We start from the raw sequence: 23,677 nt of genomic DNA, 5'->3' as shown, positions 1-23,677 counted from the left end.
CTCCATGCAGGAAACCAACATGAGCACGTTCAAACCGCTTGTCTTCTCCGGCGTCCAGCCGACCGGAAATCTTCACCTCGGCAATTATCTGGGGGCGATCAAGCGGTGGGTCGAGGTGCAGGAAACGCAGGATTGCATCTATTGCGTGGTCGATATGCATGCGCTGACCGTCTCGCCTGATCCGGTTGAACTCATGCAATCCACCCGTGAGGTGACGGCAGCGTTTCTGGCCGCAGGCATTGATCCCAAAAAGAGCATCGTCTTCAACCAGAGCCGTGTGCGCCAGCATTCAGAACTGGCATGGGTCTTCAACTGCGTGGCGCGCATGGGCTGGATGAGCCGCATGACGCAGTTCAAGGACAAGGCCGGCAAGGATCGTGAAAACGCCTCACTCGGGCTTTTCGCCTATCCGAGCCTGATGGCCGCCGACATCCTGCTTTATCGCGCCACCGCCGTGCCAGTTGGCGAAGACCAGAAGCAGCATCTGGAACTGACCCGAGACATTGCGCAGAAATTCAACAATGATTATTCTGACCGCATCGCGGCACTTGGCATCGGCACCGACATGCAGGTGGGCGACGAGACGGTCTCGGGCTTCTTCCCGCTGACCGATCCGATGATTTCTGGCCCTGCCATGCGCATCATGTCGTTGCGTGACGGCACCAAGAAAATGTCGAAATCTGACCCTTCCGACCTCTCGCGTATCAACCTGATTGATGACGAAGAGACGATCACCAAAAAAATCCGCAAGGCAAAGACCGATTCCGATGGTCTGCCCTCGGAAGTTGACGGCCTTTCCGGTCGCTCAGAAGCCGACAATCTCGTCGGTATTTATGCAGCCCTTGCTTCCCAGTCGAAACAGGACATTCTCGATGAATTCGGCGGTCGCCAGTTCTCCGAATTCAAGAGCGCACTGGCTGATCTGGCGGTCGCCAAACTCTCGCCCATCACCCATGAAATGCGCCGTCTGGTTGCTGATCCCGCCCATATCGATCAGGTGCTGCGCGATGGCGGAGAACGCGCAAGCGTGATTGCAGAAGAGACAATGCGCCATGTCCGCGAGATCATCGGCTGGCTTCAGGACTGAATAAAGAAGGCCTGAAAAAACATCTGCTAAAGCGTGTTGGATTGAATGCTATTTAAGAAACGCGCTTTCAGTTTTTGTTTTTAAGCATGTCTTTATCGCTTGCGGGCGGGCGGACAGAATGGCAAATTGCGCCCATGGTATCCAAACGATTAAGCCGCGAAGCCGGTCACCGTCGCAAGTTTCTTGCTGTCATCGACGAAACCCCCGAATGCGAGCGGGCGGTCGCCTATGCCGCACGCCGCGCAAAAAATACCGGCGGCTCGCTGGTATTGCTGTTCGTGATCGATAATTCCGAGTTTCAGCAGATACTGGGGGTTGGTGAAATCATGCGCGCCGAGGCCGAGGAACGGGCGCGGACAATATTGGAAAAATTCGCGGCCTCCATGCGCCAGCAGCAAGGGATCGAACCGGAACTAAGCATCCGTGAAGGCGAAACGGCAGAAGAACTGATCAGGCTGATCGAGGAAGACCAGGACATCGCCATTCTGGTTCTCGCCGCAGGTGCCGGCAAGGAAGGCCCCGGCCCCCTGGTACAGTCCCTTGCAGCCCGCGCGCAGTTTCCAATTCCTGTGACCGTCGTTCCTGAAGCGCTCACCGACGAAGACATTGATGCGGTGACGTGATCACCCTATATTGATGGCAAGGTAACCGCCCATCGTGCCGTCGAGCTTGCTTCGCGACGCGGATGCGCTTATTGGAATGGTTCCAGATTTTGTAAACGGAGAACGTGCATGTTCATCCAGACCGAGACCACGCCCAACCCGGCGACCCTGAAATTCCTGCCCGGCAAGGTAGTCATGCCCGAAGGAACGGCCGATTTCCGCGATGCCGCAAGCGCTGGCACTACCTCGCCGCTGGCCGCGAAACTCTTTGCGGTTCCCGGTGTAACCGGTGTTTTCTTCGGCTATGATTTCATCACTGTCTCCAAGGAAGACGGAGAGTGGCAACATTTGAAGCCAGCCATTCTCGGGACGATCATGGAACATTTCATGTCGGGTGCATCAGCCATGGCAGGCAATGCAGATACCGGTGCTGATCATGGTGACGAGGAATTTTTCGATGAAGCCGACACGGAACTTGTCGAAACGATCAAGGAACTGATCGAAACACGCGTTCGTCCAGCTGTGGCACAGGATGGCGGCGACATCACATTTCGCGGTTTTGAGAACGGGACGGTGTTTTTACACATGAAGGGCGCGTGCTCAGGCTGCCCATCTTCTTCTGCCACGCTCAAGCACGGCATCCAGAATTTGCTGCGCCATTTCGTGCCGGAAGTGCAGCAGGTCGAACAGATCTGATCTTAATTTTCATATCTGCATATAAAAAGGCCGCATCAAGCGGCCTTTGTCTTGGCTCATGCAAGCTTTTTACTGCTTGACGATAACCTTGGCGCCCTTCTCGGTACGCTCATAAAGATCAAGAATATCCTGGTTCATCAGGCGGATACAACCAGACGACATTGATTTTCCGATCGACCACCATTCCGGTGTACCATGGATGCGATAGCCGGTATCCCCCCCCTTGTTAAAGAGATAAAGCGCACGCGCTCCAAGCGGGTTTTTGAGCCCTGGACTCATACCATTGCGATAGCGGGCCAGTTCCGGCTGGCGACGGATCATTGCAGCAGGCGGCGTCCATGTCGGCCATTCGCGCTTCATCGCGATACGTGCGGTGCCGGACCAGCCAAAACCTTCGCGTCCCACACCAATGCCGTAGCGCATGGCCTTGCCGTTTGGCATCACGAAATATAGGAATTTCTCGCGCGTATCGACAATGATCGTCCCCGGCGCTTCGCTGGTCGAATAGCTGACGATCTGGCGACGATACTGGCTCGGGATTTTTTCGCTGGGGATCGCCGGGATCGTGTAACCAGCATCACTGACCGACGAATAAGAGGCCGTATAAAAAGTTCCGCCAACCGTGGAGCAGCCGGCAAGCGCGCCAGCAAGAAAGAGTGCCGTCGTCAGTTTAAGAACGCGAAAATCCATGCATTCCCCCAAGAAAATCCAGATTAATGTTGCCGTCATAAGAGCGAATCGCTCGGTCGAGCCAGATGATGCGGCAGTATTGTTAACCGCACGTTAACCGTAAATTGAAAAATTCTTCTTTTTGCCATAATTCTGCGTTTTCGCCATATTTGGCGATCGCATCGCATAAGTTCGCCTTATTTAACACCGGGTTTTTGGTTGTTTCGCTCCCAATTCACGCGCAAAGTAACAATCATGCCCATTGTGATTCCCCACCGGACGCATCCTCTTTCAGACGGAAGACAGTCGGAAAACGCCCTCATCGTGCGACGCGGTGTGCAACGACTTTTTCTGGAAATGGGGCTTGCCGCCCTACCGGAATTGCCGCTTGCGTCCGGCAGGCGTGCGGATCTCATCGCAGTCAGCCGCAAAGGTGAAATATGGATCGTGGAAATTAAATCCTCGATTGAGGACTGGAAGGCTGATCGCAAATGGCCGGACTATCGCGATTATTGTGACCGGCTGTTTTTTGCCACCCATCCGGGCGTACCGCAGGATATTTTCCCGAAAGATTGCGGCTTCATCCTCTCGGACGGATACGGAGCTGAAATCTTGCGCGATGCGCCCGAACACAAGCTTGCGGGCAGCACCCGCAAGGCGCTGATGCTGCGCTTTGCTCGTGTGGGTGCTGCGCGGCTGACAATAGCTGAGCTTGCAGGGTTGGAAGTGCCCGAAACAGACCTTGAATAGACTTAGCCCAAAAATCAGCGAGGCGCGCGCTTGGCCAGGATGCGTTGCAATGTGCGGCGATGCATGTTGAGCCGACGCGCCGTCTCGGACACATTGCGTTCGCACATTTCATAAACGCGCTGAATATGCTCCCAGCGCACACGGTCTGCCGACATCGGATTTTCTGGCGGCGCAACCTTCTCGCCCGGACGGCGGGTCAGCGCTGCAAACACTTCGTCGGCGTCCGCAGGCTTGGAAAGATAATCGATGGCACCAAGTTTTACGGCATTCACAGCCGTCGCGATATTGCCATAGCCGGTCAGCACGATGGCACGGGTATCGGTGCGACGGGTGCGGATGGCTTCGATGATGTCCAAGCCGTTTCCATCACCCAGACGCATATCCACAACGGCATAGGCGGGGGCAGCGGCCTTTGCCGCCGCGATACCTTCTTCAACCGATTCGGCTGTCATCACCTGAAAGCCCCGGCTCTCCATGGCACGCGCCAGACGCTGCAAGAAAGGTTTGTCATCATCAACCAGAAGGAGGGTGGGGTCGCTGCCTATGGCTTCGGTATCTTCCTGCTTCAAGTCGTCCATCGGGTACTTCCTGCCTTAGTTTTTGTATCCTTATTGATATCCCTGCGTCAAAAAGTCAAATAGCCATTGAATCCTTAAAGCAATTCCTGCTGTCTGGAATTCCCATTATACTAGCAAGTAATTGTATTCAATCAATAATTTTGAAAGCACGCACAAAAAGTTGAGCACAGGATTTTTTATACGGACCGCTCATGCGCGGTTAAATGCAGAGCGCGGCCAAATCACCCTGACCTCGGCCCCCTGCCCCGGATTGTTGCGATTACGGAAAGTGATCTGTGCGCCGGAACGCTCCAGTAGCGTCTTGGCGATAAACAAACCAAGCCCCAGACCGCCGCCATGCTGGCTGCTGTCGCGACTACTCATATAAGGTTCCCCGATACGGTCGAGAATTTCTGGTTTAAAGCCATCGCCATCATCCTGAATGGTCACGCTGACTTGATTGTCTTCCCAGCCCCAGGTGACGATGACATTTTCGCGCGCGAAATCGACCGCATTCTCCACCAGATTACCTAACCCGTAAAGAAGACCGGGATTGCGCCGCGTTACCGGCTCCGGCTTCGGCCCTTCCTGCTTGTGCACATCGAGCCTGATACCGAAATCGCGATGCGGAGCAATCACCTCCTCGATCAGCGAGGATAACGGCAGACGCGACATATGCTCCTCGCCCTCCGAAGACAGGCTGGTTAGCCGTTGCAGGATTTCCCGGCAGCGCTGGGTCTGCGAATGCAACAATGCGATATCTTCCGCAAGGCCCGTATCCTGCATATGCGAACGCTGCATTTCCTTGACCACGAGTGCGATTGTGGCAAGCGGTGTCCCCAACTCGTGCGCTGCAGCCGCGGCAAGACCATCGAGCGCGGTGAGGTGCTGCTCGCGCTGCAAAATCAGTTCGGTTGCGGTCAAGGCATCACCGAGCTGACGGGTTTCTTCGGCAATGCGGTAGGCATAGACCCCGGTAAAGCCCAAAGCAGACACGATGGCACACCAGATACCAATGACAAAAAGTAAAGGCAGATCGAGCGTTTCACCCGGATACCAGGGCAGTGGTTCATAGCGAACCGTCAACACCGAGGTGCAGACCACGACCAGAAGGGCCAGCGCCAATGTATGACGCGCCGAAAGCGCGGTGGCCGAAATGATCACTGGCACGACCATCATGATGACGAAGGGGTTTTGAAGCCCGCCGGTCAGATAGAGTAGGCCTGCAAGCTGAAGCACGTCGAAGCCAAGCCCGAGACTGGCGGCCATCGGTGTCAGCCTGTGGCTGGCGGGAAAGCGAAACGAGAGATAGAGATTGAGCCATGCGGAGGCTGCGATCAGCGCAAAGCAGACGCCTATCTGAAACGGAAATTGCAGATAAAGTGCTACAAACATAACCGCTGCCGTCTGCCCGACAATGGCAAGCCAGCGCACGCGGACCAGCGTGGTCAGCCGTGGGCGGCGGGAAAGATTGGAAGCGCGATTGTCAAATTCTGCGTGCATAAAACCCTCATATGGGCTTCTTATGCGGCAACAACTCCGGGAAATGCAAGCGAAACTGAGTTATCCGGTCGCAGGTCCTTATGCGCCGCGCGGCTTCGCTCTTCGCGTGGCTTGCGCATTGGCCGGATCTTCCGGCCAGACATGTTTGGGATAACGTCCACGCATGTCAGAGCGCACATCAGCCCATGAGCCCGCCCAAAAACCCGGCAAATCACGGGTTATCTGGATCGGGCGATGGGCAGGAGACAAAAGCTCCAGCAACAAGGGCACACTGCCATTGGCGATCGATGGATGAGTGGAGAGGCCGAAAAGCTCCTGAACGCGCACTGCCAGAACTGGCTCCTCTGCATCATAGCGGATGGGAATATGCGAGCCGGTCGGCACAGTGAAATGCGTTGGCGCGAGCTGCTCGACATGGCGTTGCCGCTCAAAGGGCACAAGGCTCATCAGGCCATTTTTCAGCGCGTGCGTGGAGATACGGGAAAGCTGCGCTTCACCGGTCAGAAACGGCAACAGCCAGTCTTCAAGCGTTTCCAGAAGATGCTCGTCATTCATTTTCGGCCATGGATCGCCAAGGCCGCGATAGAGCCAGCTCAGACGAAGGCGCAAGATTTGCGCGTCCTTGCTCCATGGCAAGATGTCCAACCCATGCGTGCGCAGCGCCTCTATCACGCCTTCATCGGCGACTGCACCTCTTGGAGCGGCAAGCGACTTTTCAGACAAAGCAACAGCGCCGATCCGCACTGCTTCGCGGGCGCGAAGCGCGTTCTTTTCCGCGTCATAGACGACCTGCCGGCCGCTTTCGATCCTGTCATGAAGCGCCTCGCGGATTTCAGCTTCTGATATTTCAGCCGCCGCAAGAATGCGTGCGCGCCCGGCCCGCCCGGCCATATCCGTCACCACCAGCCAGGATGCGCGGCTGAGGGGTGACGCCTGATCGACCTCGCCGCCGCGACCATTGGCCAGCAAAAACTGCCCCGATGTCCCACGCGCTTTTGCAACGCGGTCGGGATAGGCATCGATCAACATGCGCCCGACGCTGGAATTGGCAGGCGTACCTTCCTTGGCTATCGAACTGACAATCCGCTTTGCAAGACCCTTGGCGCGTTGCGTGCGCGGTGAACGATCATTACGAAAGCGTGAAAAGCGGGTTTCAAGGTCCACATCATTGCCGCCAAGGCCGCGCTCGGTCAAAAGCATGGCGATTTCCGCCGCTTTTTGCGCTTCACCGCGTTGGCCAGCCGCAAGCACCATTGCGGCAAGGCGCACCGGCAAAGCGAACTTGCGCATGGCCTCACCATTACGCGTCAAACGCCCTGTTTCATCAAGCGCACACAGCCGATGCAAAAGTGCTTTTGCCTCCTTCAGCGCCGGTTTCGGAGGTAAATCGAGAAAGGCCAAGGCCGTCGGATCGGTCACCCCCCATGCGGCTGCATCAAGCACAAGGGAAGAGAGGTCGGCCTCCTGAATTTCCGGCGGCGAAAAAGCTGGCAAAGATGCCGTCTGGCCCTGGTGCCAAAGTCTGATGGCGATCCCCGGTTCGGTACGCCCGGCGCGACCGGCGCGCTGATCGGTGCTGGCGCGTGAGACACGCACGGTTTCAAGCCGCGTCAGCCCAGTATCAGGTTCATATTTCGGCAGGCGCGCAAGGCCCGAATCGATCACCACGCGCACCCCATCAATGGTAATCGAGGTTTCGGCTATTGATGTTGCCAGCACCACCTTGCGAAAACCTTTTGGCGCGGGCTTGATCGCCGCATCCTGAGCTTGTCCTTCGAGTGCACCATAGAGTGGTGCAAGGATAACATTAGCCGGCAAAACTCGCTCGAGAATACCTGCAACGCGCTCGATTTCGCCCTGCCCAGGCAGAAAAGCCAGAACGCTGCCGTTCTCCTGACCAAGTACTGTCTGGATTGTACCCACAACCGCATCCTCGATGCGCTGACCGGGTTTGCGGTCTTGATAGCGAATATCGACCGGAAAAGCACGGCCCTCGCTCTCGATGATTGGTGCATCGCCAAGCAGGGAGGCCACGCGTGCGCCATCGAGCGTTGCCGACATGACGAGGATTTTCAGATCCTCGCGCAGCGCCGCCTGCACGTCGAGCGCGAGCGCAAGACCGAAATCGGCATCGAGACTGCGCTCGTGAAACTCATCGAAAAGGACGGCGGCAACACCCTTGAGATCAGGATCGTCGAGGATCATACGCGCAAAGACGCCTTCGGTTACGACAAGGATTTTGGTCTTGACCGAAACCTTGCTTTCAAGCCGCATGCGATAGCCGACCGTCTCGCCCGGTTCTTCATTGAGTAATGCCGCCATACGCCGCGCACTGGCGCGTGCGGCCAGACGCCTGGGTTCGAGAACCAAGATCATATCGTCCTTGCGCCAGTCTGCATCCAGCAGATGGAGCGGCACAAGCGTGGTCTTGCCCGCACCGGGAGGCGCGACGAGCACTGCGCTTGCATGCGTCTTCAATGCCGTGTCGAGTTCAGGCAGAATGCGGGTGACTGGAAGATCGGGCAGTTTCGGCACAGGCGTTTCCATGAAATCGAGTGTTGTGCTGCTTATCCCATTGCGTTGCCTGTCCCGCAAGGCATCACCTCGTGACGAAATAGAATTCCCCCTACGCTGCCGACGACGCGAAGCCATGCTACGAAAGAAAGATTCTGCGCCAATTGACATACTCCCCTACAGTATATAGCTTGTTAAGAGATCGGGAGGTTTCATGCCGCATTCACCGGAAGATAAAAAACGTGCTCTCACACGTCTCAAGCGCATCAAGGGACAGGCCGAGGCACTTGAACGGGCTGTTGAATCCGGCACCGCATGCGCAGCCTTGCTGCAGCAGATCGCAGCCCTGCGCGGCGCCACCAACGGATTGATGGCGGAAGTGTTGGAAAGCCATTTTCGCGAGACGTTTGGGCAGGCGCGCTCGACAATTACGCCGCAAACTGATCCCGATACCGAAATCGACGCCATTATGCGAATTTTGCGGACCTATCTTAAATAGGCGCGTTACAGAAATACGAAGAAGAGGAACACCATCATGAAATCACGTGCAGCCGTTGCATGGGAAGCCAACAAGCCGCTGACCATTGAAACCGTCGAGATCGGCGGACCTCGGGCGGGCGAAGTGCTGGTCGAGATCATGGCGACCGGTGTATGCCATACAGATGCCTACACACTTTCGGGCCTTGATTCGGAAGGAAAATTTCCGGCGATTCTCGGTCATGAGGGTGCTGGCATCGTGCGCGAAGTGGGCGCGGGCGTGACCTCTGTCAAGCCGGGCGATCACGTCATTCCGCTCTACACGCCGGAATGCCGCCAGTGCAAGACGTGCCTTTCGCAACGCTCGAACCTCTGCACCTCCATCCGCTCGACGCAAGGGCAAGGCCTCATGCCCGACAACACCACGCGCTTTTCCTGTGACGGCGGCGATGTGTTCCATTATATGGGTTGCTCGACCTTTTCCAATTTCACCGTATTGCCGGAAATTGCCGTGGCCAAGGTGCGCGAAGACGCGCCGTTCGACAAGATCTGCTATATCGGCTGCGGTGTTACCACGGGCATCGGTGCGGTAATTTATACCGCCAAAGTCCGTCCGGGCTCCAATGTGGTGGTATTCGGGCTTGGTGGCATCGGGCTCAATGTCATTCAGGGTGCACGTATGGTTGGCGCCGACAAGATCATCGGCGTCGATATCAATCCGTCCAAGGTTGAAATGGCCAAAAAATTCGGCATGACCGATTTCGTCAATCCGCGTGAGATCGGCAATGACAAGGTAGTGCAGGCGATACAGGATCTGACCGATGGCGGGGCCGATTATTCCTTCGACGCCACCGGCAATACCGATGTCATGCGTCAGGCGCTCGAATGCTGCCATCGCGGCTGGGGTGAATCGATCATCATCGGCGTTGCGGAAGCTGGCAAGGAAATTTCCACACGCCCGTTCCAGCTCGTCACCGGACGCGTATGGAAAGGCACGGCATTCGGCGGCGCACGCGGGCGGACGGATGTGCCGAAAATCGTCGACTGGTATATGGATGGCAAGATCAATATCGATGATCTCATCACCCACACCATGCCGCTCGACGAAATCAACACGGCTTTCGATCTCATGCATGAAGGCAAGTCGATCCGTTCGGTGGTGGTTTACTAATGAGGGAAAAAACCTTCGTCTCTTGCTGGGATGCATTCGACGATCTGACGCCGCGCGCACTTTATGAAATCCTCAAACTGCGCGTGGATGTCTTCGTGGTCGAACAAAAATGCCCCTACCCCGAGATCGACGGCAAGGATTTCAACGCCTTTCAGCTGCGTATTCTGGATGGAGAGGAACTTGCGGCGAGCTTGCGGGTTCTTCCTCCTGAGACCGAAGGCAAACCGGCGAAAATCGGCCGCGTCGTGGTTCACGCCGATTATCGCGGCTTTAAGCTCGGCCAGCAGCTGATGCGCGAAGCCATCGCCTTTGCGCAAGAACAGTTTCCGGGCCTTGCCATCGAACTTGGCGGGCAGAGCCATTTGCAGAAATTCTATGGCTCTTTCGGTTTCGTGGTCATTTCGGAAGAATATCTCGAAGACGGTATCCCGCATGTCGATATGCGGCTTGCCCCTTCGAAAGCAGCATAGGAGACAACCGATGGAAACCATCTCCACCGCAAAAGGTTTTGGCGGAACGCAGGGCGTCTATCGCCATAAAAGCGAAACCAACCAGTGCGACATGACCTTTGCACTTTTCCTGCCGCCGCAGGCGCAAGATGGTCCAGTGCCAGTGCTGTGGTATCTTTCCGGCCTAACCTGCACGCACCAGAACGTGATGGATAAGGGTGAATATCGGCAAATGGCAGCAGAACTTGGAATTGCCGTCATTTGCCCGGATACCAGCCCGCGCGGTGACGACGTGCCTGACGAGCCGGATAACTGGCAGTTCGGCAAAGGCGCGGGCTTTTATGTCGATGCGACACAGCCGCCTTTTGCCAAAAATTATCAGATGTATAGCTACATCACAGAAGAACTGACCGAACTGGTGGCGAGCGAGTTTCCGCTCGACATGGAGCGACAGGCCATCACCGGTCACTCCATGGGTGGGCATGGCGCACTGACCATTGCGCTCAAAAATCCGGACCGCTTCAAATCAGCATCAGCTTTCGCACCTATCGTGCAACCCTCGACCGCTGGATGGTCAAAACCGGCGCTGGAAAAATATCTCGGTCCCGAAGAGCGGGCATGGCGCATCTATGATGCAGTCAACCTCATCGAGGATGGCTATCGTTTCCCGGAATTTCTGGTCGATCAGGGCGCAGCCGACGGGTTTTTGGAGGAAGGCCTGCGCCCGTGGCTTTTGGAATCAGCCTGCAGACAAGCCGAGATTCCGCTGACGCTGAACATGCACGAAGGCTATGACCATTCCTATTTCTTCATCTCAACCTTTATGGGAGAGCATCTGAAGTGGCATGGTGAGCGGTTGAAGCGCTGATCAGCGCTTCTTAACCTTCATGGGCAGGCCACCCTGCGGCTGGGTGGTAAGCTTCTGCACCGGCCAGGGCTTCGTGGTTTCCAACGCCTCGAAGCGCCGCCCATCAAGCAGCGTCGCCAGCGCAATCACCGCTTCCTGAAGCGCGAAGCTCGCACCGATGCACACACGCGGCCCCGCTCCGAACGGCAGATACTGGAAGCGGTCGATACTGTCGCGATTTTGCGGCCAGAAACGGCTCGGCATGAAGGCGTCAGGCTGATCCCAGTAAAGCCTGTGCCGGTGAATCACCCACGGCATGACGAGGACCGCCGTCCCCTTGGCGATCTTCAGATCACCATAGCAATCATCCTTGGCCGCCTCGCGATTGATCGAAGGGGCTGGCGGATAAAGCCGCATCGCCTCTTCAAAGGCCGCCCGCGTTAGGGGAAGTTTCGCAAGCCAGTCCTGCGGTGGTACATCATGGCCGCCATCGGCAAAGAACGCGTCAATTTCCGCCTCCACAAGCGCACGGTCCTCGGGTGCCTTGGCGAGAAGATAAAGCGTCCAGCCAAGCGCACGCGCCGTTGTTTCGTGGCCCGCCCCGATAAAAGTGATGATATTGTCCTCGATCTCGGCCCGGCTTAAACCCTCAGGGCCTTCAGCGCGTAAAAGCAGCGTCAGGAAATCGCTTGGGACTGCCTCGCCCTTGTCCATGCGCGCTTTGCGCAACGCAATGGTGTCGGCGACAATCTGGCGGAAAAATCCAAGCGATTGCTTGCCGCGCAGGCGCGTAAAGCGCGGCAACCAGTCGGGCAAGCCCAGCAGATCGAAAGGATCAACGCGGCCCATCGTCTCGAACAATTTGTCGATCTGTCGGGCAAAGTCGTTAGCGTCGCCCGCGATTTCACCTGAAAACAACGTTTCAGCCAAAATATCATAGGTCAACAACGTCATGTCATGGGCTACATCGGTGATGACACCATCCGTCCTGTAACGCTCCACGAACAACCGGGAGCGCTCGCGCATAATCTGCGCAAATCCGCCGATATGACGCGGAGTGAAAACCGGTGCCATGGCCTTGCGCGATCGCTTCCAGACGGCACCTTCCGCAGTGAGGAGTCCATCGCGCAAAAGCGGGCGCAGCACACGCTGGCGGATCGCCGACATCGGATAATTTGCGGCCTGATCGACGAGAACATGACGGATAAGCCCCGGATCATTGGCGATGATCGTGCGCATACCCAGCCAGCTTGAATCCACCCAAGGCTCGTTGTAGATCGGCTCGCCCCAGAGTTCGAGCGGATTTTTGTAAACTACCCGCATCATCTCGAAACGCCCCACCGGCGTCTCGCGTGGACGCGGTGCAGGCGGCACAAAAGGTCTTGCCGTATCTTGCGTGTTGGCGATTAAGACGTCCATTCTGACTTACCTCGCAGATCAAAACTGCCCCTCGCATTGTTATGTAAGAGCCAATTGTGGCGCTTCCAGATTTATAATCGCCGCAGAGGAGCAACGGGCAGAAGCATAATCGCCGCATATTTCGTGCCGACCGCGATATGGGCGGCAAAAGGGCAAGAATCCCCGGCAATTTTCGATGTAAAATTTGGAAAAAATGCCTTTAGCGCCTATATTAAAGCCATCTTTGTCGTGTGATTCGACATGTTCTTTAATGCTGCATTCGCAGCAGGTTTTCGAAAGATTTTCATGACCGATACGCCATCGATGAATTCCGAAGCACCCGCCGAATATGGTGCGGATTCCATTCGTGTTCTCAAAGGTCTGGACGCCGTTCGCAAGCGTCCGGGCATGTATATCGGTGATACGGACGACGGCTCTGGCTTGCATCATATGGTCTACGAAGTCGTGGACAATGCTATCGACGAAGCGCTGGCCGGACACGCCACACTCGTCACCGTGACGCTGAATGCCGACGGCTCCTGCACCGTGACCGATAATGGTCGTGGTATTCCGACCGACATTCACAGAGAAGAAGGTATCTCAGCCGCCGAAGTCATCATGACGCAGCTTCATGCTGGCGGCAAGTTCGACCAGAATTCCTACAAGGTTTCCGGCGGTCTGCACGGCGTGGGCGTGTCGGTGGTCAATGCGCTTTCTGTCTGGCTGAGGCTAACCATCCGTCGCGCCGGCAAAATCCACGAAATGAGCTTCACCCACGGCGTGGCCGATGCGCCGCTTGCGGTCATCGGCGAGACGGCGGATGGCGAAACCGGAACGGCTGTTTCGTTCCTGCCCTCGACCGACACCTTCAGCATGGTCGAATTCGATTACGACACGCTGGAGCGCCGCCTGCGCGAACTGGCATTCCTCAATTCCGGCGTTCGCATCAAGCTTGCCGACAATCGTCACGCCGACGTGCGCGAGCAGGTGCTGCATTATGATGGCGGGCTTGAAGAATTCGTCAAGTATATCGACCAGAGCAAAAAACCGCTGATCAGTGAGCCGGTTTATATTCGCAGCGAAAAAGACGGCATGACGGTCGAAGTCGCCATGTGGTGGAACGACACCTATCATGAAAAGGTGCTGTGCTTTACCAACAACATTCCCCAGCGCGACGGCGGTACGCATCTTGCAGGTTTCCGTGGTGCGCTGACGCGTCAGGTGACCGGCTATGCCGATGCCTCTGGAATGACGAAAAAGGAAAAAGTTTCGCTGGTCGGCGACGATTGCCGCGAAGGCCTGACCGCCGTTTTGTCGGTCAAGGTACCGGACCCGAAATTCTCCTCGCAGACAAAGGACAAGCTGGTATCCTCGGAAGTGCGACCCGTGGTCGAAAGCCTCGTCAACGAGGCGCTTTCCACATGGCTGGAAGAGCACCCGACCGAAGGCAAGATCGTGGTGGAAAAGGTCATTCAGGCCGCAGCCGCCCGTGAGGCCGCCCGAAAGGCCCGCGACATCACGCGAAAGAGCAATCTGAGCATCACCTCGCTGCCGGGCAAGCTTGCCGATTGTCAGGAACGGGATCCCGCAAAATCAGAATTGTTCATCGTCGAGGGTGACTCAGCCGGTGGCTCCGCCAAGAGCGGACGTTCGCGCCAGAACCAGGCGATTCTGCCCTTGCGCGGCAAGATCCTTAACGTCGAGCGCGTACGTTTCGACCGTATGCTGTCGTCTGAGCAGGTCGGCACACTGATAACCGCACTCGGCACCTCGATCGGCAAGGACGAGACGCACGGCTTCAACCCCGACAAGCTGCGCTATCACAAGATCATCATCATGACCGATGCTGACGTCGACGGTGCGCATATCCGCACTCTCTTGCTCACCTTCTTCTTCCGACAGATGCCGGAACTCTTCGAGCGCGGCCATCTCTATATCGCGCAGCCGCCGCTTTATAAGGTGACACGCGGAAAATCCTCGCAATATATCAAGAACGAGGCAGCCTTCGAGGACTTCCTCATCGAAACAGGGCTTGAAGAAGCAGCCCTTGAGGCGGCCCATGGCGAAGTGCGTGCCGGTCCCGATCTGCGCGCACTGGTCGATGATGCCCGCACTCTGCGCCAGCTTCTCACCGGCCTGCATAATCGCTATGATCGCTCCGTGGTTGAACAGTCGGCGATTGCAGGCCTGCTCAACCCCGAAGCCTCACGCGATGGCGCCAGCGTGCAAGCCTCCGCCGATATGGTCGCAAAGCGCCTCGACATGATTTCGGAAGAGACAGAGCGCGGCTGGAGCGGCCACGTTACGGGCGAAGGCGGCTACCGTTTCGAGCGCACCGTACGCGGTGTGAAGGATGTCGCAATTCTCGATATGGCACTGCTCGGCTCTGCCGATGCTCGCCAGATTGCGCGTGTGGCGGAACGGCTGGCTGACACATTCGTTGAGCCGCCAGTCCTGCGGCGCAAGGACAAGGCCGACACCGTTTCGGGTCCAGTGGCGTTGCTGGAAGCGATTTTTGCCACCGGACGCAAGGGCCTGACGCTTCAGCGCTATAAAGGTCTCGGAGAAATGAATGCCGAGCAGCTGTGGGAAACCACGCTCGACCCGAATGCGCGTTCGCTGTTGCAGGTCAAGGTCAACGACGCCACGGATGCGGACTCGCTGTTTTCTCGCCTGATGGGCGACGAGGTGGAACCGCGACGCGAATTCATCCAGGAAAACGCATTGAGCGTCGCCAATCTGGATGTGTAATGGTGGCATTCAACCGCTTATGCTCCATAAAAAAGCCCCGCATTGCGGGGCTTTTTCTTGTTCTGACATCAAAACTTATAGGCAACGCCGAGACGGACGTCACTGGTCTTGAACTTGTTGTCGACCTTTGAATATTGAGATTCATAGCTGTGTTTGCCGTAATCCGTATAACGATATTCAAGCCGAAGAACCACATTGTCAGTGGCGGCATAATCCACACCAGCACCAGCAGTCCAACCGGTATAGGTATTGGTCGCCTCGCGACTCTCACCCAGCACTGTAACTTTAGCGCTGATATTGCCGAACGCAACACCACCCGCGATGTAAGGCATAACACGATCAACGGCGTAGCCTGCCCGTGCGCGTAGCGCGCCCGACCAGCGTAGATTACTCTCCAGTGTGCCCGTCACGTCGTCGATAGTTTCAGACTGTTTTCCACTCAGATCATTATAGGTCGCATCGGCATCGATACCCAGCACGACACTATTGCCAAGGTCGAAGTTGTAACCGGCGTAAAGACCGCCAAGGAAACCATCCGGCTTTAAATTGAAGATATTAACATCATCGTCCGGATTAGAAGCGGTCAGGCGCGACTTGCCCCAGCCATAGCCGACCTGTCCGCCGATATAGGCGCCCGACCAGGTGAAGGACGGAGCGATGACGACAGGTACCGGAGCGGGCTCCACAATGGCATCTGCGGCTTGTGCGCCCGAAGCGGCCAGACAGGCACCCGAGACAAGAAGAAATAAATTAAGCTTCATAAAAAAATCTCCTGAATGAAACGTCAATTAAAAATACGGATATATTATTATAGGACGTCTTCAAGGAGGATATATCACCACAGCCACCCTCTCGAAATACTAAGTAATTTATCCCAATTTTGTTGTAATTTTAACTAATAATATTTTAACATATGAGCAATAGGTGTTTATTTATAATTATTATTGTAATACCAAAGATAAAACCATCATAAATTTCTTATTATATTGTCGCAATGAAACATCTTCTGGACACAGAAATTCTGCAAGCATTAATCATAAAAAACCCCGCCAAAGCGGGGTTTTTTGCTATTCAACAAAAGATCAGAACTTGTAAGCGACACCGAGACGGACATCATTGGTTTTGAAGTCATCCTTGACCCGCAAGCCGTTGAAGTCGTGCGATTTGTCGCCGTAATCAGTATAACGATATTCAAGACGCAGGATCACATTGTCAGTCGCGGCATAGTCAAAGCCACCGCCAACGGTCCAGCCACTTAGTGTCTTGCTTTCAGAGAAGTCCACACCATAGATGTCGCCATTATTCTTCACGCTACCGAAAGCCACGCCACCGGCAATATAAGGCAAGAAGCGGTCAAAGGCATAGCCAGCACGGGCACGCACGGCACCCGACCAGCGCAGCTTATGGTCAAAGCTCCCGAGGGCAAAGCTACTACCGGGAATGTTAATACCTTTGGAAACATCATTGTAAGTAATATCGCCGTCAATACCAAGAACGACGTTGTTTCCGAGATCGAAATTATAACCGGCATAAAGACCGCCGAGGAAACCATCCGGCTTCTGCTTGTCGAAGGTGGCGAAACCGCTGCTGAAATCGGACTTGCTCCAACCATAACCGACCTGGCCACCAATATAGGCACCCTTCCAGGCAAAGGACGGAGCGATGACCACGGGCACCGGAGCAGGCTCCACAATGGCATCGGCGGCTTTTACACCCGAAGCGGCCGCACAGGCAACCGAGACAAAAAGAAATAACTTTAACTTCATAAAAAATCTCCTGATTGAAATATCGATTAAAAATACAGCTGTATTATAGGATGTCTTTAAAGATATTATGTATCATTTAAGCAACATCAATAAAATATCAAATAATTTAATCCAGAAACAATATTTTTATTGAAAATAACTTATTTAATTATAATTATTACTTTACACTTAAAATAGATTTATTATTATATTGTTAGGATGAAATATCTTCTGGACACAGAAAGTATGCAAATTCTAATCCACAAAACACCGCCGAAGCGGGGTTTTTTGCTATTCAATCAAAGATCAGAACTTGTAAGTGACACCAAAACGGACTTTATTGGTCTTGAAGTCATCCTTGACCCGTAAGCCGTTGAAGTTGTGCGATTTTTCGCCGTAATCGGCATAACGATATTCAAGACGCAGGATCACATTGTCAGTCGCGGCATAGTCGGAGCCAACGGTCCAGCCAGTCAGCGTCTTGCTTTCAGAGAAGTCCACACCATAGATGTCGCCATTCCAAGTGAAGGTCGGCGCAACGAACTCGGGTGCCGGTTGTTCAACGATTGCGTCAGCAGCCTGTCCTGTGTCGGCTATACTTCTGCATGCGCTTTCTCGCATGACTGGCAGAAATGCTTAGACGACTGCGCAGCTCCGGGCAAAATTCCATACCCGATCTGCGCACTTGGAGCACCGCACAAGTAAGCGTTCTGATCAAAGAACTGAACCGGCAGAATTTTTCCCTGCCGGTTCAATTGCTCAAACAATGAAATATCCCGACAGACGCAAGGGAAATCCTTGTGATCATTGTCAGCTATGCGCGAAAATATCCGCTTCTGGCCAGCCCATCAGGTCGAGTTCGGAGCGTGTCGGCAGGAACTTGAAGCAGGCCTCAGCCTGTTTTGCGCGGCCGTCGCGCTCAAGGCGCTTTTCCAGAACCGCCTTAAGGCGATGCAGATAAAGAACGTCGGATGCCGCATACTCAAGCTGTGCTTGTGAAAGCACTTCCGCTGCCCAGTCCGAAGACTGCTGCTGCTTGGAAATGGAAACCTCGAGCAACTCGCCGCAGATTTCCTTCAACCCATGGCGATCCGTATATGTGCGGGTCAATTTCGAAGCGATCTTGGTGCAGAAGACCGGCTGCGGCATGGTACCAAAGGCATGCGCCAGCACGGCGAGATCAAAACGGCCATAATGAAAGATTTTTGTAATCGAGCGGTCTTTCAAAAGCTTGACCAGATTCGGCGCCTTCTTCTGCCCTGCCTCGATCTGGATAACATCGGCCGTGCCGTCGCCGGGCGAAATCTGCACCACGCAAAGTCGGTCGCGATGCGGGTTCAATCCCAGCGTTTCGGTGTCGATGGCAACCTGATCCACCTGATAATGTTCGAGATCTGGCAGATCGTTTTTATGAAAACGAATCGTCATATGTGATTATTCCTTATTTGTCAGCGATTGCCGCCATGATACGAACTCTACTTGGCGGCGATAGCAGCCAAAATCCGAACCCAAGAGCGCTGTCCTTTGTGGAAGGAGTCCAGCTCATATTTCTCATTGGGCGAATGGATGCGGTCGTCTTCCAGACCAAAACCAACCAGCAGCGATTCCATGCCGAGGAATGTGTCGAAATCACCGACAATCGGGATCGAGCCGCCCATGGCGATCAACACGGCAGGCTTTGGCCATTCGTCGGAAAGCGCATCCTTGGCCTTGGAGACCAGCGGTGAGTCATAGGGCAACTGGATTGCCGGCGAGCCGCCATGCGGGTGGAACTCCACCGAGCAATCGGCAGGCAGGCGTTCTTCAACAAAAGCACGGAAGGCGGCGCGGATTTTGTCCGGGTCCTGCTTGTGCACCAGACGGAACGACACTTTGGCCGATGCTTCAGCCGCGATGACCGTCTTGAAACCCTCGCCGGTATAACCGCCGATGATCCCGTTGACTTCTGCCGTAGGCCTCGCCCAGATCAGTTCGAGAACGCTGCGATCCTGTTCACCCGCGGGCACGGAGAGGCCGACAGGTCCAAGGAAATTATCCGGCGTGCGACCAAGGCTTTCCCAGGATTGCAGTATCTGCGATGGGGTCTCTTCCACGCCGTCATAAAAATTGGCAACCGTCACGCGACCGGTTTCGTCGTGCAGGTCGGCCAGAATTTTCGAAAGCACATGAATCGGATTGGCGGCAGCACCGCCGAAAAAGCCCGAATGCAGGTCGCGGTCGGCGGCATGAATAACGATTTCCTCGCCAACAAGCCCGCGCAGGCCCACGCTGATGGCGGGCGTTTCAGCGTCCCACATAGCCGTGTCGCAGACCAGCGCCACATCCGCCTTGAGCTCATCCTTATGCGCATCAAGGAACGGTTTGAGCGATGGCGAACCAGATTCTTCCTCACCCTCAAACAGAAGCGTCACCTTGACCGGCAAATTGCCATGCACGGCCTTATAGGCGCGGCAGGCTTCGACAAAGGTCATCAACTGCCCCTTGTCGTCGGACGTGCCTCGCCCGGTGAGGATCTTGCGGCCATTGCCCATATCCTTGATCGCAGGCTCAAACGGGTCGTTTTCCCAAAGGTTGAGCGGATCAACCGGCTGCACATCATAATGGCCATAGAAGAGCACATGCGGCGCGTCAGCGCTCGCCCCCTCATGATGGGCGACCACCATCGGATGGCCGGGCGTGTCACGTACGCTTGCTCTAAAACCGATCGATTTCAAATCTTCGACCAGCCATTCCGCCGCCTTGCGGCAATCATCCCTATAGGCGGGATCGGTGGAAATCGATTTGATCCGCAGCAGGTCGAACAGGCGTTCGAGGCTCTGGTCGAGATTGGCGTCGAGATGATCGAGAACTTTATCGAGTGATGGCGCGGACATGGTTATTTCCTGACGAGTCGTAGAACTGCCGGCACACTACAACCAGCAACGCGCAGAAGAAACCCAATTCGCATGCAAAACAGACAGTGGACATGAATTGGCCGTCACGGTGAGGGGGGATACCGTAACGGCCATATCACTACACTCAAGACGGCAGCCCGGAGAGGGGAATGAGGCTACCGTCACATCCGGCATCCAACGGGGGACGGGTTGAAAAACCGGAGATCGACGCACTGTCGATGTCCCTGATTTGGCCCTTCAAAAGTGGCTATTCAAGGGCATTGAATATTACAAATATGTAACAAAAATGTTATGGCGGCGTGATGGCTAGTAAGAGCAAATGTTGGAATCCTTAAGCCCCCTGGCACCCTAGCGGATCATCCTGCACAGCTTTCAAGTGGATGGCGGTGGCTGCTGACAGAGAACATGTTCCCTTCTCACGCGCTTTGATCTAATCCTTGTGCCATGAAAAAAGGCGATCATCTCTTTCTCGTTGACGGTTCGGGCTATATTTTCCGGGCCTATCATGCCCTCCCGCCGCTGACCCGCAAATCGGACGGGCTGCCGGTCGGTGCTGTTTCCGGCTTCTGCAACATGCTGTGGAAGCTGTTGAAAGACGCCCGCGACACCGAGGTCGGGGTGGTGCCAACGCATTTCGCGGTCATTTTCGACTATTCATCGAAAACCTTCCGCAACACGCTTTATCCTGAATACAAGGCCAACCGCACGGCGCCGCCCGAAGACCTCATCCCGCAATTCGGCCTGATACGACAGGCGACAAAAGCTTTCAACCTGCCCTGCATCGAGAAGGAAGGATTTGAGGCCGACGACCTGATCGCCACCTATGCGCGCCTTGCCGAAAAGGCAGGCGGCGACGTCACTATCGTCTCCTCCGACAAGGACCTGATGCAGCTCGTCACGCAAAATGTGTCGATGTATGACGGCATGAAGGACAAGCAGATTTCCATTCCCGAAGTGATCGAGAAATGGGGTGTGGGTCCTGAGAAAATGATCGATCTGCAATCGCTGACGGGCGACTCAACCGATAATGTTCCAGGCATTCCCGGCATCGGCCCCAAAACCGCGGCACAATTGTTGACCGAATTTGGCGATCTTGACACGCTTCTGGCACGCGCCAGTGAAATCAAGCAGAACAAGCGCCGCGAAAATATCATCGCCTTTGCCGAGCAAACCAAGATCTCGCGCGAACTGGTGACACTTAAAACCGATGTGCCGCTTGATGTCGAACTTGATGCACTGGTGCTGGAGCCGCAGGACGGCCCACGCCTGATCGGCTTTTTGAAGGCCGTCGAATTCACCTCGCTTACACGGCGCGTGGCGGACGCCACCGATACGGACGCATCGGCTATCGAACCCTGCCATATCGAAACCGACTGGGGCAAGGATGCCGACCTTTCTGATGTGCATGGCCCCGACATGGATGTGCCTGCGAAGCTCGACACACCCGTGTCTGACGCAGTGCCGCAAGCGCCAACCGCTGGTCTGACACCCAAAGCCCTTGCGGAAAAACGGGGAGCAGCGGGTCTTGCTACAAAGATTGACCGTGACACCTATGTCGCTATCCGCGATATCGCCACGCTGAACCTCTGGCTGGCCGAAGCGTTTGAAACCGGACTGGTTGGCTTTGACACCGAGACCAATTCACTCGATCCGATGCAGGCGGAACTGGTCGGGTTTTCGCTGGCGCTGGCCCCGCAGGACGGCAGGCCAGTCAAGGCGGCCTATGTGCCCTTGCAGCATAAAAGCGGTGCCGGTGATCTTCTGGGCGGCGGGCTGGTCGAGGGGCAGATCGCGCTTGATGACGCGTTGGCCGCGCTGAAAATCGTGCTTGAGGATGCGTCGGTTCTGAAGGTTGCGCAGAACATGAAATATGACTGGCTGGTCATGCGCCGCCATGGGGTCAATATCGTTTCCTTCGACGACACGATGCTGATTTCCTATGTGCTGGATGCAGGCACCGGCGGCCACGGCATGGACCCGCTGTCTGAACGCTGGCTTGGCCATGTGCCGATCCCCTATAAGGACGTGGCGGGCAGTGGCAAAAGCGCCGTGACCTTCGATATGGTCGATATCGAACGCGCCACGGCTTACGCCGCAGAAGACGCCGATGTGACGCTGCGCCTCTGGCAGGTGTTGAAACCACGCCTTGCAGCCGAAGGACTGATGTCGGTTTATGAGCGCCTTGAACGCCCGCTGATCGACGTTCTGGCGCGTATGGAAGAGCGCGGTATTTCGGTCGACCGACAAGTGCTGTCGCGGCTTTCCGGGGAACTCGCGCAAAGTGCCGCCCGCTTCGAGGACGAAATTTATGAACTGGCGGGGGAAAAATTCAATCCCGGCTCGCCCAAGCAACTGGGCGATATATTGTTTGGCAAGATGAGCCTGCCCGGTGCCAGCAAAACCAAGACCGGACAGTGGTCCACTTCCGCTCAGGTGCTCGAAGATCTGGCCGCTGCTGGCCACGAACTGCCGCGCAAGATCGTTGACTGGCGCCAGCTCACCAAACTCCGATCGACCTATACCGATGCGCTGCCGGGTTTTATTAACCCCGGCACAAAACGCGTCCATACCAGCTATTCCATGGCATCGACCTCGACGGGGCGCCTGTCCTCGTCCGATCCGAACCTGCAGAATATTCCGGTGCGCACGAGCGAAGGCCGCAAGATCAGGACAGCTTTCGTTTCAGAGCCCGGCAACAAGCTGATTTCTGCCGATTACAGCCAGATCGAGCTACGCGTTCTGGCCCATGTCGCCGATATTACCCAATTGAAACAGGCATTTGCCGATGGTATCGATATTCATGCCATGACGGCATCGGAAATGTTCGGTGTACCAGTGGAAGGCATGCCATCCGACGTGCGCCGTCGTGCCAAGGCGATCAATTTCGGCATCATCTACGGCATTTCTGCCTTCGGCCTTGCCAACCAGCTTTCCATTCCACGAGAGGAAGCTGGCCAATATATCCGCACCTATTTTGAACGCTTTCCAGGCATCAAGGATTATATGGAAGCGACAAAGGCTTTTGCCCGCGAGCATGGCTATGTCGAGACGATCTTTGGGCGCCGTGCGCATTATCCGGAGATCAGGGCCTCCAACCCGCAGGTGCGTGCCTTCAACGAACGCGCGGCGATCAATGCACCGATCCAGGGTTCTGCCGCCGACATCATTCGCCGCGCCATGATCCGCATGGAAGAGGCGCTCGAAACGGAGACGCTCGCAGCACGCATGCTGTTGCAGGTTCATGACGAACTAATTTTCGAGGTGCCTGACACAGAAGTCGAAAAGACCATACCTGTCGTGCGCACGATCATGGAAAATGCGGCCATGCCTGCGGTGTCTTTATCGGTTCCTCTCCACGTCGATGCGCGGGCCGCACATAACTGGGACGAAGCGCATTAGATTTGTCGCGCATCTTATCCGAAAACGCCTCGCACTTTCCGGAATGCGTTTTGAGCCTGCGCTATTCCGGCCGTGATCGCCTGCAAATGGCTCTCTTCTAAGCTTCCGGTGTTCATGTACCCAAAAAGTACACTGCGCTTCGGTTGTCGAAGAAAACCATCTTCGGCA

The 23,677-nt window shown here is 55.6% G+C and carries 19 protein-coding genes and 1 pseudogene; 10 read left to right on the top strand and 10 right to left on the bottom strand.

What is annotated here, in order from left to right:
• Positions 1 to 19 precede the first annotated feature (19 nt).
• From trpS to AAIB41_RS10660, 3 genes are all read left to right on the top strand, one after another.
• Complete coding sequence (trpS, locus tag AAIB41_RS10670) at positions 20 to 1,087, top strand: tryptophan--tRNA ligase (RefSeq protein WP_343313346.1); 1,068 nt, start codon at positions 20 to 22, stop codon at positions 1,085 to 1,087.
• 86 nt (positions 1,088 to 1,173) lie between these two features.
• Positions 1,174 to 1,710, top strand: coding sequence for a universal stress protein (locus AAIB41_RS10665; protein WP_343313345.1), 537 nt, complete (start codon positions 1,174 to 1,176; stop codon positions 1,708 to 1,710).
• A gap of 108 nt (positions 1,711 to 1,818) precedes the next feature.
• Entirely contained in the window at positions 1,819 to 2,385 is a 567-nt protein-coding gene (locus AAIB41_RS10660) for a NifU family protein (protein ID WP_343313344.1), read from the top strand.
• A gap of 69 nt (positions 2,386 to 2,454) precedes the next feature.
• Here AAIB41_RS10660 and AAIB41_RS10655 read toward each other — a convergent pair whose 3' ends face one another.
• Positions 2,455 to 3,075 (bottom strand): L,D-transpeptidase, encoded by a 621-nt coding sequence (locus AAIB41_RS10655; protein WP_343313343.1) that lies wholly within the window; start codon positions 3,073 to 3,075, stop codon positions 2,455 to 2,457.
• A gap of 234 nt (positions 3,076 to 3,309) precedes the next feature.
• On the opposite strand from AAIB41_RS10655, the gene AAIB41_RS10650 reads away from it, so the two are divergent.
• Positions 3,310 to 3,804 carry an MmcB family DNA repair protein gene (locus AAIB41_RS10650; protein WP_343313340.1) on the top strand — a complete coding sequence of 165 codons (495 nt, stop codon included), beginning with the start codon at positions 3,310 to 3,312 and terminating at the stop codon, positions 3,802 to 3,804.
• Positions 3,805 to 3,818: 14 nt separating this feature from the next.
• Here AAIB41_RS10650 and regA read toward each other — a convergent pair whose 3' ends face one another.
• From regA to hrpB, 3 genes are all read right to left on the bottom strand, one after another.
• A complete protein-coding gene (gene regA / locus AAIB41_RS10645; protein WP_343313339.1) occupies positions 3,819 to 4,382 on the bottom strand; it encodes a global response regulator transcription factor RegA in 564 nt (187 codons plus the stop codon).
• A 189-nt stretch (positions 4,383 to 4,571) separates the two neighbouring features.
• Positions 4,572 to 5,864, bottom strand: coding sequence for an ActS/PrrB/RegB family redox-sensitive histidine kinase (locus AAIB41_RS10640; RefSeq protein WP_343313338.1), 1,293 nt, complete (start codon positions 5,862 to 5,864; stop codon positions 4,572 to 4,574).
• Positions 5,865 to 5,942: 78 nt separating this feature from the next.
• Positions 5,943 to 8,399 carry an ATP-dependent helicase HrpB gene (hrpB, locus tag AAIB41_RS10635; protein ID WP_343313337.1) on the bottom strand — a complete coding sequence of 819 codons (2,457 nt, stop codon included), beginning with the start codon at positions 8,397 to 8,399 and terminating at the stop codon, positions 5,943 to 5,945.
• 193 nt (positions 8,400 to 8,592) lie between these two features.
• Here hrpB and AAIB41_RS10630 point away from each other — a divergent pair, with 193 nt between their 5' ends.
• Genes AAIB41_RS10630 through fghA form a run of 4 tightly spaced genes read left to right on the top strand, consistent with a single transcriptional unit; the run spans position 8,593 to position 11,343 of the window.
• Entirely contained in the window at positions 8,593 to 8,877 is a 285-nt protein-coding gene (locus tag AAIB41_RS10630) for a metal/formaldehyde-sensitive transcriptional repressor (protein WP_343313336.1), read from the top strand.
• A gap of 36 nt (positions 8,878 to 8,913) precedes the next feature.
• Positions 8,914 to 10,026 carry an S-(hydroxymethyl)glutathione dehydrogenase/class III alcohol dehydrogenase gene (locus AAIB41_RS10625; RefSeq protein WP_343313335.1) on the top strand — a complete coding sequence of 371 codons (1,113 nt, stop codon included), beginning with the start codon at positions 8,914 to 8,916 and terminating at the stop codon, positions 10,024 to 10,026.
• Complete coding sequence (locus AAIB41_RS10620; protein WP_343313334.1) at positions 10,026 to 10,496, top strand: GNAT family N-acetyltransferase; 471 nt, start codon at positions 10,026 to 10,028, stop codon at positions 10,494 to 10,496. The genes AAIB41_RS10625 and AAIB41_RS10620 overlap by 1 nt, the downstream gene beginning before the upstream one ends.
• Positions 10,497 to 10,506: 10 nt before the next feature.
• Positions 10,507 to 11,343, top strand: coding sequence for an S-formylglutathione hydrolase (gene fghA, locus AAIB41_RS10615; protein WP_343313333.1), 837 nt, complete (start codon positions 10,507 to 10,509; stop codon positions 11,341 to 11,343).
• On the opposite strand, the gene AAIB41_RS10610 is transcribed toward fghA, so the two are convergent.
• A complete protein-coding gene (locus tag AAIB41_RS10610) occupies positions 11,344 to 12,741 on the bottom strand; it encodes a cytochrome P450 (protein WP_343313332.1) in 1,398 nt (465 codons plus the stop codon).
• Between the two features lie 285 nt (positions 12,742 to 13,026).
• On the opposite strand from AAIB41_RS10610, the gene gyrB reads away from it, so the two are divergent.
• Complete coding sequence (gene gyrB / locus AAIB41_RS10605; protein WP_343313330.1) at positions 13,027 to 15,471, top strand: DNA topoisomerase (ATP-hydrolyzing) subunit B; 2,445 nt, start codon at positions 13,027 to 13,029, stop codon at positions 15,469 to 15,471.
• A 68-nt stretch (positions 15,472 to 15,539) separates the two neighbouring features.
• On the opposite strand, the gene AAIB41_RS10600 is transcribed toward gyrB, so the two are convergent.
• From AAIB41_RS10600 to AAIB41_RS10580, 5 genes and pseudogenes are all read right to left on the bottom strand, one after another.
• The gene (locus AAIB41_RS10600; protein WP_343313329.1) at positions 15,540 to 16,232 is read right to left on the bottom strand and encodes an outer membrane protein; all 693 of its coding nucleotides are present in this window, start codon (positions 16,230 to 16,232) and stop codon (positions 15,540 to 15,542) included.
• A gap of 321 nt (positions 16,233 to 16,553) precedes the next feature.
• The gene (locus tag AAIB41_RS10595) at positions 16,554 to 17,237 is read right to left on the bottom strand and encodes an outer membrane protein (RefSeq protein ID WP_343313328.1); all 684 of its coding nucleotides are present in this window, start codon (positions 17,235 to 17,237) and stop codon (positions 16,554 to 16,556) included.
• Between the two features lie 285 nt (positions 17,238 to 17,522).
• Positions 17,523 to 17,735 (bottom strand): annotated as a pseudogene (locus AAIB41_RS10590) (outer membrane beta-barrel protein); the annotation flags it as partial.
• 291 nt (positions 17,736 to 18,026) lie between these two features.
• Positions 18,027 to 18,644 (bottom strand): ribonuclease D, encoded by a 618-nt coding sequence (locus AAIB41_RS10585; RefSeq protein ID WP_343313327.1) that lies wholly within the window; start codon positions 18,642 to 18,644, stop codon positions 18,027 to 18,029.
• Between the two features lie 47 nt (positions 18,645 to 18,691).
• The gene (locus AAIB41_RS10580) at positions 18,692 to 20,089 is read right to left on the bottom strand and encodes a dipeptidase (protein ID WP_343313326.1); all 1,398 of its coding nucleotides are present in this window, start codon (positions 20,087 to 20,089) and stop codon (positions 18,692 to 18,694) included.
• Between the two features lie 465 nt (positions 20,090 to 20,554).
• Here AAIB41_RS10580 and polA point away from each other — a divergent pair, with 465 nt between their 5' ends.
• Positions 20,555 to 23,509, top strand: coding sequence for a DNA polymerase I (polA, locus tag AAIB41_RS10575; protein WP_343313325.1), 2,955 nt, complete (start codon positions 20,555 to 20,557; stop codon positions 23,507 to 23,509).
• Positions 23,510 to 23,677 lie beyond the last annotated feature (168 nt).

This window comes from Brucella sp. BE17, assembly GCF_039545455.1.
GTDB lineage: Bacteria > Pseudomonadota > Alphaproteobacteria > Rhizobiales > Rhizobiaceae > Brucella.
Note: the sequence above shows the minus strand (reverse complement) of the source record. Positions and strands in the feature narration are given on the sequence as shown.

Excerpts from the sequence above, each read along its gene's own strand:
- trpS (WP_343313346.1), top strand. The coding sequence starts at position 20 with ATGAGCACGTTCAAACCGCTTGTCTTCTCCGGCGTCCAGCCGACCGGA.
- AAIB41_RS10665 (WP_343313345.1), top strand. The coding sequence starts at position 1,174 with ATGTCTTTATCGCTTGCGGGCGGGCGGACAGAATGGCAAATTGCGCCC.
- AAIB41_RS10660 (WP_343313344.1), top strand. The coding sequence starts at position 1,819 with ATGTTCATCCAGACCGAGACCACGCCCAACCCGGCGACCCTGAAATTC.
- AAIB41_RS10655 (WP_343313343.1), bottom strand. The coding sequence starts at position 3,075 with ATGGATTTTCGCGTTCTTAAACTGACGACGGCACTCTTTCTTGCTGGC.
- AAIB41_RS10650 (WP_343313340.1), top strand. The coding sequence starts at position 3,310 with ATGCCCATTGTGATTCCCCACCGGACGCATCCTCTTTCAGACGGAAGA.
- regA (WP_343313339.1), bottom strand. The coding sequence starts at position 4,382 with ATGGACGACTTGAAGCAGGAAGATACCGAAGCCATAGGCAGCGACCCC.
- AAIB41_RS10640 (WP_343313338.1), bottom strand. The coding sequence starts at position 5,864 with ATGCACGCAGAATTTGACAATCGCGCTTCCAATCTTTCCCGCCGCCCA.
- AAIB41_RS10630 (WP_343313336.1), top strand. The coding sequence starts at position 8,593 with ATGCCGCATTCACCGGAAGATAAAAAACGTGCTCTCACACGTCTCAAG.
- AAIB41_RS10625 (WP_343313335.1), top strand. The coding sequence starts at position 8,914 with ATGAAATCACGTGCAGCCGTTGCATGGGAAGCCAACAAGCCGCTGACC.
- AAIB41_RS10620 (WP_343313334.1), top strand. The coding sequence starts at position 10,026 with ATGAGGGAAAAAACCTTCGTCTCTTGCTGGGATGCATTCGACGATCTG.
- fghA (WP_343313333.1), top strand. The coding sequence starts at position 10,507 with ATGGAAACCATCTCCACCGCAAAAGGTTTTGGCGGAACGCAGGGCGTC.
- AAIB41_RS10610 (WP_343313332.1), bottom strand. The coding sequence starts at position 12,741 with ATGGACGTCTTAATCGCCAACACGCAAGATACGGCAAGACCTTTTGTG.
- gyrB (WP_343313330.1), top strand. The coding sequence starts at position 13,027 with ATGACCGATACGCCATCGATGAATTCCGAAGCACCCGCCGAATATGGT.
- AAIB41_RS10600 (WP_343313329.1), bottom strand. The coding sequence starts at position 16,232 with ATGAAGCTTAATTTATTTCTTCTTGTCTCGGGTGCCTGTCTGGCCGCT.
- AAIB41_RS10595 (WP_343313328.1), bottom strand. The coding sequence starts at position 17,237 with ATGAAGTTAAAGTTATTTCTTTTTGTCTCGGTTGCCTGTGCGGCCGCT.
- AAIB41_RS10585 (WP_343313327.1), bottom strand. The coding sequence starts at position 18,644 with ATGACGATTCGTTTTCATAAAAACGATCTGCCAGATCTCGAACATTAT.
- AAIB41_RS10580 (WP_343313326.1), bottom strand. The coding sequence starts at position 20,089 with ATGTCCGCGCCATCACTCGATAAAGTTCTCGATCATCTCGACGCCAAT.
- polA (WP_343313325.1), top strand. The coding sequence starts at position 20,555 with ATGAAAAAAGGCGATCATCTCTTTCTCGTTGACGGTTCGGGCTATATT.